Annotated in this window: 7 protein-coding genes; 3 read left to right on the top strand and 4 right to left on the bottom strand. The window is 70.6% G+C overall.

From position 1 onward, the window contains the following. Window positions 1–899 precede the first annotated feature (899 nt). Together SSPN_RS0110840 and SSPN_RS0110835 are read left to right on the top strand one after the other, a co-directional pair. Window positions 900–1571, top strand: coding sequence for a TetR family transcriptional regulator (locus tag SSPN_RS0110840; RefSeq protein ID WP_010694404.1), 672 nt, complete (start codon window positions 900–902; stop codon window positions 1569–1571). 233 nt (window positions 1572–1804) lie between these two features. Further along, complete coding sequence (locus tag SSPN_RS0110835) at window positions 1805–2905, top strand: helix-turn-helix transcriptional regulator (RefSeq protein WP_010694401.1); 1101 nt, start codon at window positions 1805–1807, stop codon at window positions 2903–2905. Here the strand turns inward: SSPN_RS0110835 and SSPN_RS0110830 are convergent. Genes SSPN_RS0110830 through SSPN_RS0110815 form a run of 4 tightly spaced genes read right to left on the bottom strand, consistent with a single transcriptional unit; the run spans window position 2814 to window position 7079 of the window. Continuing rightward, window positions 2814–4310 (bottom strand): amidohydrolase family protein, encoded by a 1497-nt coding sequence (locus SSPN_RS0110830; RefSeq protein ID WP_010694400.1) that lies wholly within the window; start codon window positions 4308–4310, stop codon window positions 2814–2816. The two genes, SSPN_RS0110835 and SSPN_RS0110830, sit on opposite strands and share 92 nt — an antisense overlap. Beyond that, the gene (locus tag SSPN_RS0110825; protein ID WP_010694399.1) at window positions 4307–4531 is read right to left on the bottom strand and encodes a phosphopantetheine-binding protein; all 225 of its coding nucleotides are present in this window, start codon (window positions 4529–4531) and stop codon (window positions 4307–4309) included. The genes SSPN_RS0110830 and SSPN_RS0110825 overlap by 4 nt, the downstream gene beginning before the upstream one ends. Continuing rightward, window positions 4528–6093, bottom strand: a complete 1566-nt coding sequence (locus SSPN_RS0110820) for a (2,3-dihydroxybenzoyl)adenylate synthase (protein WP_010694398.1) — start codon at window positions 6091–6093, stop codon at window positions 4528–4530. The genes SSPN_RS0110825 and SSPN_RS0110820 overlap by 4 nt, the downstream gene beginning before the upstream one ends. Further along, entirely contained in the window at window positions 6093–7079 is a 987-nt protein-coding gene (locus tag SSPN_RS0110815; protein ID WP_010694397.1) for a ketoacyl-ACP synthase III family protein, read from the bottom strand. The genes SSPN_RS0110820 and SSPN_RS0110815 overlap by 1 nt, the downstream gene beginning before the upstream one ends. A 143-nt stretch (window positions 7080–7222) precedes the next feature. Here SSPN_RS0110815 and SSPN_RS0110810 point away from each other — a divergent pair, with 143 nt between their 5' ends. Beyond that, window positions 7223–12052, top strand: a complete 4830-nt coding sequence (locus SSPN_RS0110810) for a type I polyketide synthase (RefSeq protein WP_029535202.1) — start codon at window positions 7223–7225, stop codon at window positions 12050–12052. Window positions 12053–12056: the final 4 nt, after the last annotated feature.

Here is a 12056-nt window from a genome sequence, read left to right as displayed (position 1 = left end):
CTCACACCGTGTCGGGCCTGGGTACGATCCGAACCTGTCCTGTGTGGGCTTGCTCAGCACACCAAGCACAATCGGGGCGTTCATCCTTATTGGACATTTCCTCGGGTCGAGCAAGAACTCCGCACAGCCCCGGCAGCTTGTGGTCTTTCCGTTTCGGGGGCTTGGTGAGGATGACATGGTTCTGGTAGCCGAACGCCACCCAGTAGCCGGAAGGCGCTGGGCACACGGCAGGCCGATCATCTGACATGACAGATTCCGTCGTGCGTTCAATAGGATTTGGTACCTGCGGCGGAGTTACAACCAACGCCGTGCAGCCGCACTGCACCCATAGCGCGAGGTCCCGGCGCGTTGGGACCGTGGCGCTCATCGTCCACCGCCCACTCGTCGGCCGGCCTCGATATCAGCCTTAGCTGAATCGGCGCACCTTTCGATGCAGGCATGCACCTGGGAACCAGTCGCTGAGCGGCCAACGGGCACTGCGGCAACCCGGACGTGCAGGTAGTTCGCTTCGCATACCCCGCAGGCCAGGCCGTCAGCCTGCAAGGCGGACAGACCTTCGTCTAGCTCGTTTCGGGTTCATCGGAAACCACCGCCCGAACAACGGCGGTTGCGCACAACGTCAACGGTGGCGGGCCTCTCCGCACGTCGAGGACAAATACGTGCTGCTCGTACAGCGCGCGCATCTCAGGCCGGAGGCGGCAGTTGACTCGCGCACGACAACTGTCGTGGCCGTGTGGGGCGCGTCGACGGACACCCGGTGTCCGGCCTTGACCTCGACCGGCACTTTGATAATCATTATCGTCTTCGGGCGGGGTTGGGTTGGGGGTACCGGGGCGAAATATGCTGCCTCGGTGATGTCTCATCCTCCGAAATCCCGCGGTGCGGTCGGGCTGCCGCCGATGACCTCGGACCAGGTGGTGGATGCTGCTGTGCGGCTCACGGTGCGTCACGGGATCGACGGCTGGACGATCCGGGGGCTGGCGCAGGAGCTCGGGGTGGCGCAGGCGGTCGTGTACCACCACGTCGGCGGTCGGCGTCAGCTCGTGCGGTCGGTGGCGCAGCGGGTGGTCGCGCAGGTTCCGTTGCCGGAGTTCGACCTGCCCTGGCGCCAGTGGTTCGAGGTGCTGCTCGCCGACGTGCGGAGGGTGGCGTTGCGCCATCCTGGGATCGCGCGGCACCTGGTGGTGCTCGGGCCGGTTGCGGGCGCCCAACGGGTGATCGACGCGGGATTGAGGGTGCTGCGGGAGGCGGGGTTCGCCGACGAGGCGGCCATGATCTACAACTACCTGGCGAACACCGCGCTCGGTCTCATCGCGGTCGAGGACGAGCGGAACGCGGACCCGGACGAGCGGGTGGCGCTGGCACGCGAGGTCGCGGAGATGGCGAGCGACCCCGGCAACGAGGGCATGTCGGCGATGGGGGACTGGCTGCGGTCGCGGGCCCTGAACATCGACCACCTGCGTGCGTCCGACGCGCAGTTCTACCGGTTCTGCGTGGGCCGGGCGCTGGACGGCGCGCAGGCTCGGCTCGCTGTGGTGAAACGCCGGTCTGCTCGGCGCCGGTCGCGTTGAACGACGTTCTACTAAGACGCAACGATCCGCGAACGCCCAGTTGGACGCATAGGCAGCACTTTTGGCGCGTTTGTCACCTTGTTTGACAGCAATGGGTTAATTAGGCTCACCTAACTGTGACCCAGGTAGTCCGAATGTGCGGTGCGTCGCGCGGCCCTGTGAGGGCTCTGTCATCACACGACCGGTGGCCTATCGCCGGCCGTGCCGACGAGCTCGGCAGGATCGGCGCGGCGGTGGCGGCCGGCTGCGGTGTCGTGCTCACCGGTGAACGTGGGGCGGGACGGAGCAGGCTGCTTTCCGTCGCTCTGGGACACGTCGACGGTTCACAGGTGTGGCTCGCGCCGTTCGACCTCGACGGGTTGCCGGACGAGCACGTGGTGGTCGGCATCGACGACGCCGAGACACTCACGTCCGAGTGCGCCGCGCGGCTGCACCACCTGGCGACCGCGGGAAGGGTGTCCGTGGTGGCGGCCGTGCACGAGGGTGTGTGGGTGCCGGAGGGGATCAGCAGGCTGTGGCTCGACGGCCTGGCCGAACGGGTGGAGGTCCGGCCGTTCGGGCACGAGCAGATCGCTGAGGTGCTACGGGCCAGGCTGGGAGGCGAGGTCGACACCGAGGCCGTGCGCGACCTGGGCATGCTCACCGCTGGCAACGCGATGCTGCTGCGCGAGCTCACCGAGCACGCCGTAGCTGAGGGCAGCTTGCGACGCGAGGGCGGAACGTGGCGGTTCCACGGTCTGTTCTGTGCGGACGGGAGGATCGCCGATGTCGTGCGGGTGCGGCTGGGCAGGCTGACCGGGGCGGAGGCCGAACTGATCGACCTCGTCGCCCTCGCCGGGACGCTGTGCCTGGACACGCTGCCCGGCTTCGAGGAGGCTGCCGAGGCGCTGAACCGCAGGGGAGTGCTCACCGTGACCAGCGGGCTGCATGTGCGGTTCGCCTTCCCGTTGTTCGACGAGGTCGTGGCGGCGGCCGTCCCCGAGCTCACCGCGCGCAGGCTGCACGCCAAGCTCGCCGTCGCGGGTCAGGCCGAGCCACCGCCTCCCGTGCGCACGCTCAGACCTGTTCGCGAGTCACGGCCACTGACGTGCGCTGCGGAACCGTACGCGCTCACGACCAGGGAACGCGAAGTCGCCACGCACGCCGCGAACGACCTGACCAGCAAGGAGATCGCCGAGCTGCTGGTGCTGTCGGTCCGCACGGTGGAGAACCACCTGCAGCGGGCCTACCACAAGCTCGGCATCACCCGGCGGGCCGATCTCGGCGCGGCGCTGGCCGGCGCCGCGCCGCCCGCAGCAGCGGTGCCGCGTCAACCCCGAGGCACCGCGAGCTGAAGGACCCCAGCGCGTCCAGGTAGTCGGCGCGCAATGCGTCCTCGTCCACCTCGGTCGCGCGGCCGTCCCGGATCACGACCCGGCCCCCGGCGATCACCGTGTCGACGTCCTGCGAACTGCCCACCATCAGCAGGCTCTCCAGCGGACGCGGCTGCAGCAGGTAGCGCCAATCGTCGGTGCGCACCAGCACGAGGTCGGCGAGGTTGCCCGGTTCGATCGACCCGATTCCTGGCCACCGCAAGCTCGCCGCGGGGACGCGGGTGGCCATAGCGAGGGCGTCGGTCGGCAGCACTTCGGCGGGGTCCCCGGTGCGTTCGGCGACACCGTGCCAGATCGCGCGCATCGCCTCCACCACGCCCGCGTGCGGCAAGGGGGAGCCGTCGGTCGATAACGACACCGGCAGCCCGGCGCGGCGCAACGCGGTGATCGTGCCGGACTCGGTCATCAGCGTCTCACCGCTGCAGCCGTACTTCGCCGGAGACACGGTGAGCGAGGCGTTCGCGTCGAGCAGCAGCCCGCGTTCCTCGTCGTCGAGGAAACCGCAGTGCACGGCGGTGAATCTGTCGTTGACCAGGCCGAGGTCGTGCAGCCGGCGCAGGCCGGTGGTCCCGAAATGCCTGCGCATCACATCGGCTTCCGAGCGCAACGCCGCGACATGCGTGACGAACGGCAGATCGTGGCGCGCGGTGAGGTCGGCGAGCCCCTTCCCGAGCTCGTCGGTCATGTTGGTGACGTAGATGGTGCCGGGACGGGCGCGCACGTGCTCGCCGTCAGCCAGCCGCACGACCTCCTCGGTGCGTGCGAGCAGGTCGTCCGCGTCTCTCGTACGCACCGGTTCGTCGGAGCCTGGCTCGCACACGGCGTCGCCCGCCCACAGGCTGACGGCGCACCGGATGCCCAGCCCGGCCGCGGCCTGGGCGAGCGCCGCCGGATGGTTGATCGACCCGGTGTCACCGAGAGTCGTCGTGCCACAACGCAACTGCGTCCACATCGAGTACCGCGCCACCGCCGCCGCCTCGCCAGCGGTGAGCAGGTCGGCCAGGTCGGCTGATCCGTCGAACGACGCCGAGACGTCGTACGTGTTGCCGCCGTTGCTGAGCATTCCGCCGACGTCCGCTCGATCGGACGTGGGGCGCAACGCGTTCTGTCCGGTCAGCCGCAACGCGAATGTCTCGTGCCAGTGCGCGTTCACGAACCCCGGCAGCACCATCATGCGGCTCGCGTCCAGCACGGCCAGTTCGGCCGCCCGGTGTGGTGGAAGCGCGGCGACGGCGGCGCCGACCTCCTCGGCCGTGCCCACCGCCGCGATCCGGTCGTCGACGACCAGCACACACCCGCGCGACAACACGCGATGGCCGGCGTCCGCGGTGTAGACGCAGCCGTCCTGGAGGAGCAGAACGGTCATCGGGCGTTGAGGTGGACGAGCCACTGGTTCAGCGTCGGTGAGCGCACGAGCGCGGCGAACGAGATCTGCCTCTTCTCCCGGCGCCAGCGGCTCGCCATCCGCATCACCTCGAGCGAGCTCAGCCCGAGCAGGACGAGGTTCGCGTCGCCGTCGATCTCGTCCGGCGCGGTGCCCAGCGCGCCGGCGACGGTCGTGCGCAGCTCTGTCTCGGTGATGCTCATTCCTTGGACCTCAACGCTTTCTTGTCCGGCTTGCCGAGCGGGGTGAGCGGCAGCGCGTCGATCAGCTCCAGCCGGTCCGGCAGCTTGTATTCCGCGACACCCCTGGCGTGCATCGACTCGCGCAGTTCCGCGAGCGTCGGCGGTTCACCGCGAGCGACGACGTACGCGCAGGTGCGTTCGCCGAGGAACTCGTCCGCGTAGCCGATCACCGCGGCGGCCGCGACCGCCGGGTGCTCGACGAGGTAGGACTCGACCTCGCCCGCGGAGATCTTGTCGCCGCCCCGGATGATCATGTCCTTGATCCGGCCCTCGATGACGAGCTCGCCATGCTCGGTGAGCCGGGCGAGGTCACCCGTGCGGTAGAAACCGCCCTCGGTGAACACCTTCGCGTTGTGCTCGTCCGCCCGGTAGTAGCCGCGGACCGTGTACGGGCCGCGTGTGACCAGTTCGCCGATCCCGCCCGGTGGGAGCGGTGTCCCGCCCTCGTCGACGATCAACACCTCGTCCTCGCGGGAGATCGGAAGTCCCTGCGTGCCCAGGACGTGCTCGTCGGAGGCGCCCGCGCGAGTGAACGTCAGCAACCCCTCGGCCATGCCGAACACCTGCTGCAGCACGCATCCCAGCGACGGACCGATCGACCGCACGAACTCCGGTTTCATCCGCGCGCCACCAACTTGCAGCAGCCGCAACGACCCCAGGTCCTCCTCGGTCCACCCGGCCTCCTCCACCCAGAGCTGGGTGAGCGACGGCACCAGCGACGTCACCGTCACGGATTCCCTTGCCAGCAAGGGGAAGCACGTCTCCGGTGACGGGTCGTCGGCGATCACGACGGCACCGCCGGTGAGCAGCGTGCCGAGGACGCCGGGACAGCCCCAGGCGAAGTTGAACTCGATCGGCAGCGCGGCCAGGTACACGTCGTCGCCGGTCAGTTCGCACACCGACGCCGCCGTGCGCGCCTGGTACAGGTAATCGTCGTGGGTGCGGGGGATGAGCTTGGGCAACGCGGTCGTGCCACCGGAAAGCAGGAAGAACGCCACGTCAGACGGATCCGGTTCAGCGAACTCGCTCGGTTGGGCGTCGGGCAACGAGTCCACGACGAACAACGAGCGCAGGTGCGGGAGATCGGCGCGCAGTCGTTCGCCCAGCGCCCGGTGGTCGAAGTCGCGGTGCACGCCCGGCCCGACGTAGGCGACCGCCTCGGTCAGCTCGCACAGGTGACGCAGCTCGGTGTCGCGGTGGGCGGCGAGCGCGAAGACCGGAACGGCGCCCAGCCGGAACAACCCGAAGCAGATGGCGACGAACTCCGGCACATTCGGCAGCTGCACCACGACGCGTTCACGGGACTTGACACCCGCCTCGGCGAACCCGGCGGCGAGCCTGCCGGCCCACTCGTCCAGCTCGGCGTAGCTGTAACGCTTGTCGTTGTGCACCAACGCGGTCCGTGGGCCGAACCGCGCCGCCGCGTCCCGCAGTGCCGACCCCAGCGACTCGCCACGCCAGATCCCGGTGGCGCGGTAACGCCGCGCCACCTCGTCCGGCCACGGCATGCATCCGTCGAGCATCAGACCCCTTCCCCCGTGATCTCCACGACCGCGCACCCGGCCTCCATCCCGGTGGTCGACCCGATCAGCATCACGTGGTCGCCCACCCCGACCTCACCGCCGCGACACAGGTGTTCCAGCGCCAGGAAAAGGTCTGCGGCTCCGGTGTGACCGACCGTGCCGGTGAACTCCTGCGTGCCCTGCTCGGTTGCGACGTCGAGCGGGTCGAGGAAGATCGCGTCGATCGCGTCCTCGGTGTAGCCGGGGTGGCAGACGCGCTTGATGTCGTCGATGCTCACGCCCGCCTCGGCCAGCGTGCGGTCGGCGATCTCGGCCACCTGCTCGCCGAACCCGAGGATCGGCGGTGCCTCCCCCGCCGCCCACTGCTCGCGCACGTGGTCGGCCCGTTCGCGGAAGTTCAGGCCGCGCCCGACGGTCGCGCCGGGCGGGAACAACGGCTCGCCGGCGCGGTGCAGGACCTCCATCGCAGGATCCGAGAGCGACCCGATCGCCTTGACCCTCGCGAAACCGTGCGTCGTGGATATCACGACCGCCGCCGCGCCGTCCGCGAGCACGAAGAGGTCTGAGGCGGTCCAACGGTCTGCGAGGCTCGTCGAGAAGTTGTCCGCGGTCGTGACCAACGCCGCGTGGTGCGCGGGATTCGCCTTCAGCCGGTAGAAGGCGGCTTCCACGCTCGCGAGCATGCCGAGGCAGCCTTGCCGCAGCTCGATCGCCGGGATCGGCTGCTTGAGCGTGTTGAGCAGGACGTAGTGGGGCGCGGACCAGCCTTCCGGTCCTTGCGGATGTGTCGCGCTGTGCAGCAGCACGGCGAAGTCATCCGGCTCGTGCCCGCACGCGGCGAGCGCTCTGAGCGCGGCTTTGACGGCCATGTCCGGCGCGGGTTCGTCCGGGCTGACGGTGACCGAGCGCTGGCCGGGGAACTCGGAGTCCACCCTCGGCGGGAGATGGCTGCCGATGCCGGCGAGAAAGAGATCGTCGGTGCGCACACGATCAGGTGATCACACGATCGAGTGGCATCGCATGAGTAGTGACTACTCAACTGCAGGCGTCTGAGTATGTGCGCGCTCTCACTGAAGTTGAGTAGCCGCTACTCACGCATCCCGTGTCGGCGGACTGTTCTGCTGGAGCGGTGGTTGCTACAGGTCAGCACGTCGCCATCGTCGGAATGGGTTGCCGGTTCGCGGGCGGGGTGACCTCCCCTGAGTCCTTCTTCTCCTTGCTGCTCAAGGGTTCTCGTACCGCAGGGCTGGTGCCGCCGGGCCGCTGGGACGCGGCCGCGGGGCTGTCCCGGGAGAACGCCGCCGCCCTGTCACGGGTGACCGCGCGCGGGTCGTTCCTCGACGACGTGGCCGGTTTCGACAACGCGTTCTTCGGCATCTCCGGCGTCGAAGCGTCTCAACTGGACCCCCAGCAGCGCATCGCGCTGGAGGTCGCCTGGGAAGCGCTGGAACACGCGGGTATCGACCCGGCCTCGCTCGCGGGTACGGACGCCGGGGTTTACCTGGGCGTCGGCACCGACGACTACGGGCGCCGGTTGCTGGAGGACCTGCCGGGGGTGCGGCCCTGGACCGGCATCGGCGCCTCGCTGTGCGCCGTGGCCAACCGGATTTCCTACACGCTGGACCTGCGCGGCCCGTCCCTCGCCGTCGACACCGCGTGTTCCTCGTCGCTCGTTGCGCTGCACCAGGCCTGCGCGGCGGTGGCGTCGGGCGAGGTGCCGCTGGCGCTGGCCGGCGGCGTGATGATCATGTCGGGCCCAGGGCTGACCGCGGTGCTGGACGAGGCTGGGGCGATCTCACCGGACGGCACCTCCAAGACGTTCACCGCGGACGCCAACGGATACGGCCGCGGCGAGGGGTGCGGTGTCGTGGTGGTGAAGCGGTTGGCCGACGCGCTCGCCGACGGCGATCACGTGTGGGCCGTCGTGCGGGGCGGGGCGGTGCGGCAGGACGGCCGGACCGACGGGATCATGGCGCCTTCCGGTGTGGCGCAGGAACATCTGATGCGGTCCGCTTACACAGACGCCGGCGTCGACCCACGCGAGGTCGGGTACGTGGAGGCGCACGGCACCGGCACCAGGGTCGGCGATCCGATCGAACTCGGTGCCATCGCGGCGGTTCTGGGCGAGGGTGGGTGTCTCGTCGGCGCGGTGAAGCCCGCGATCGGGCACACCGAGGCGGCGGCGGGCATCGCGGGCGTGATCAAGACCGCGCTGGCCCTGGACGCGGGCGTCGTGCCGCCGACGGTGCTGGACTCCCCGCCGCGCACCGACTTCGACTGGGCGGGGTCCGGGCTGGAGGTCGTCACCGAGGCGCGTCCGCTCACGTCCCGCTACGCCGGCGTCGCCAGCTACGGCTATGGCGGAACGATCGCGCACGTCGTGCTCGAGCGCGCACCGGAGGTCGTCCAACGCCCGGTAGCCGCGAGTTCCGGATTGCGGTTGTACCCGGTGTCCGGTGGTTCCGCCGAGGCAGTGCGGAACCAGGCCGCCGAGCTCGCGAAGGTGCCTGCGGACGTTCCGCTGTCCGACATCGGCCACACGCTGGCCCACCGACGGTCGCACCTGCCAGTGCGCGCTGCCGTGGTGGCGGCCGATCGGGAGTCGCTCACCGCGGGTCTGCGTTCGGTCGAACCAGCGGAGGTCCTCGCCTCGCAAGGCGTTGTGTGGGTCTTCTCGGGCCACGGCGCCCAATGGTCGGGCATGGGGCGTGAACTGCTGGCGAGCGAGCCGGTGTTCGCCGAGGTCGTCGACCGGCTCGCGACGACGTTCACCGAGGAGTTCGGTGTTGTTCCGCGCGATGTGCTGGAGTCGGGTGACCTCGGTGGGGTGGACCGGATCCAGGCGATGCTGTTCGTGATCCAGGTCGGTCTGGCTGCGGTGTGGCGGCACCGGGGGATCGATCCTGCCGCGATCATCGGTCACTCGGTGGGCGAGATCGCCGCGGCGGTGGTGGCCGGTGTGCTGACCGAGGACCAGGGCGCGCGGCTGGTCTGCCGCCGTTCGCGGCTGCTGCCGGCGGTGGCGGGTCACGGCGCGATGGCGATGGTCGACCTGTCCTTCGCAGACGCTGTTGCTCACTTGGGCGGACGCACGGACGTGGTCGCCGCGATCGCCGCCGCGCCCGCGTCCACGGTGCTCGCCGGCGCACCGGAAGCGGTTGCCGAGGTGAGTGCGGAACTCGCCGCCCTCGGCCAGGTCGTGCGCCAGGTCGACTCCGACGTCGCCTTCCACTCGCCGCAGATGGCGCCATTGGCAGAAGAACTCGCACCGGCTGTCGCGGAACTCGAGCCGCGGCCCGCGCGCGTGCCGCTGTACGTGACGGCCGTGGACGATCCGCGTTCGGCACCGCCGCAGGACGCCCGCTACTGGGCGGCCAACCTGCGTGAGCCCGTGCGGTTCGCGGGCGCGGTCGAGGCAGCGGTCGAAGACGGCCATCGGTTGTTCCTCGAAGTGTCCGCGCATCCCGTCGTCAGCCACTCGGTGAACGAGGTGCTGCACTCCCGCGACGTGCACGGAGCCGCGGTCGCGAGCCTGCGCCGCAACCGGTCCGAGAGCGAGTGCCTGCTGGCGGGGCTGGCCGCGTTGTACGGGTACGGCGTGGACCCGGCTTGGTCGGTGCTGCAGCCCGACGGCGGCTTCCATCCGTTGCCCGGAGTCGTGTGGCGGCACATTCCGCACTGGGTCAGCGGTCCCGCCGCGCAGTTCCCGCCGGACACGCTGCTGGGCACGCCGGTGGACGTGCACGGGTCGGCCACGCGGGTGTGGAGCACGACGCTGGCCATGCGCACCCGCCCGTACCCCGGCCTGCATCCGGTGCTGGAGACGGAGATCGTGCCCGCGGCGGTGCTGCTGAACACCTTCCGGACGGCGGGCGAGTGCGCCGGGCTGCGCGACGTGCGGCTGCGGATGCCGGTGGCGGTGCCCGCGGACGAGCCCAGGGAGCTGCAGGTCGTCCGGGACGGCGAGGCGTTGCGGATCGTGTCGCGCAACGGCGGCGACTGGGTGGCGCACACGACGGCTGTCGTCGCGGAGACCTCCGCCGAGCCGTTCGGGGTCGTGGCCGACGAGGAGCTGCCGCTCGACCACGTCGTCACGCGGCTCGCCGAACTCGGCGTCGCCGCGATGGGCTACGACTGGAGTTTCACCGCCCTGTCGTGCGGGCCCGGTGCGTTGCGCGCCACGGTGGTCGCCGACGGGTGGACCGCGCTGTTGGACGCGGCGCTGTCCCTCGCCTCGGTGGCGTTCGACGGACCGCCGGTGCTGCGCATGCCCGCGGAGATCGGGGCGTTCGGCCTGCGCGGGGACGCTCCGGCGACCGCCGAGATCGTCGTCAGGGTCGACCCGGACCGTCCGCACACGGTGGACGTCCGGGTGGGCACCGCGTGGATGCACGGGCTGCGGTACGGCGAGCTCGACGGCGAGCGCGGCGACTCGTTGCCCGCGCTGAGCTACGAGGTGCGCTGGGAACCGCTGCCGGCCGAACCGGACGCCAAGGCGACCGCGGTGGTGCTGGGGGACGCCAAGCTCGCCGCCGCGCTCGGCCTGCCGCTGGTCGAGAGCCCGCACGACGCCACCGGGCACCTCGTGCTAGCCCCCGTCCGCACGGAACCGATCGCCGTGGTGGAGGAACTGCTCGACACGGCACGCGCACTCGTCGCGATGCCGGGCGAGAAGCCGAAGCTGTGGTGTGCCACGAGGTCCGGCTCGCTCGATTTCGCACCGCTGCACGGCGTGAGCCGCGTCGGAGCGAGCGAGCACCCGGACTTCTGGGGCGGCGTGCTCGAGCTGCCCGCCGAACCCACCACCCTCGACGCCGAGACCCTCGGCCGGGCGCTCACCGTCCGCCGTGAACCGGTTCTGGCCGTCGAGGCGGGTCAGGTGCGGGTGCCGCGACTTGTGCCCGCGGTGCCGAGCGGGCCGGCAAGGTGCCGCCCCGACGCCACCTACCTGGTGACCGGCGGCTTCGGCGCCCTCGGCCGGAAAGTCGCTCTCCACCTGGCACAGCTCGGCGCCCGCCGCGTCGTCCTGCAGGGCCGCACCGCGCTGCCCGCCCGGTCGTCCTGGGACGACGACCCGCGCGGACGTGTGGTGCTCGAACTCGAACAGGCCGGCGTCGCCGTGTTCCCGATCGCCGCGGACATCGCCGACCTCGAAGGCACCCGAGCCGCGCTCGCCGCCCTCGCGGTGCCGCCGATCGCGGGCGTGGTGCACGCCGCCGGAACGGTCCGAAGTGGACTGATGGCGGACGTCACGGCCGACGACCTGGCCGACGTCATGCGGCCGAAGGCCGACGGAGCCCGCGTGCTGCACGAGCTGTTCCCGGTGGAGTCGCTGGACTTCCTCGTCCTGTTCTCGTCGGCGGGCCCGCTGCTCGGACTTCCCGGCCAGACCGCCTACGCCGCGGCCAACGCCTATCTGGACGCGCTTGCCACGCATCGGGGGCCCGGCACGGCGAGCGTCGCGTGGACGAGCTGGCGCGGACTCGGCATGTCCACCTCGGCCGCCGCGACAGACGTCGAGTTGGAGGCTCGTGGCACCGGTGACATCACGGCGGACGAGGCGTTGCGCGCCTTGGACTGTGTGCTCGCCGCACCGAACGGTGTCACGGCGGTGCTGCGCGTGCGGCGCGACCACACCGGGCCTCGTCCCTCGGTGCTGTCGGGCCTCTCGACGGTGGCAGAGGAAGGCTCGGCGAGTGCGTGGGAGGGACTTTCCGGTGCGGAACTGCGCGCCTGCCTGGAAGACCTGGTCGCGACGGCGATCGGCTCGGTGCTCGGCGTGCCGGCGGACGCGGTGAGCCCGACCCGGGCGTTGACCGAAGCGGGAGTGGACTCACTGCTCGCGTCGGAACTACGGGTGCGCCTGGAGCGGGAGACAGGGATGGCATTGCCCGCCACATTGCTGTGGAACCACCCGACACCGGCTGGGATCGCGGCTTACCTCGCGGGCGTGATCTGAGAAG

Origin of the sequence: Saccharopolyspora spinosa NRRL 18395, from assembly GCF_000194155.1 — a bacterium.
Classification (GTDB): domain Bacteria; phylum Actinomycetota; class Actinomycetes; order Mycobacteriales; family Pseudonocardiaceae; genus Saccharopolyspora; species Saccharopolyspora spinosa.
Note: the sequence above shows the minus strand (reverse complement) of the source record. Positions and strands in the feature narration are given on the sequence as shown.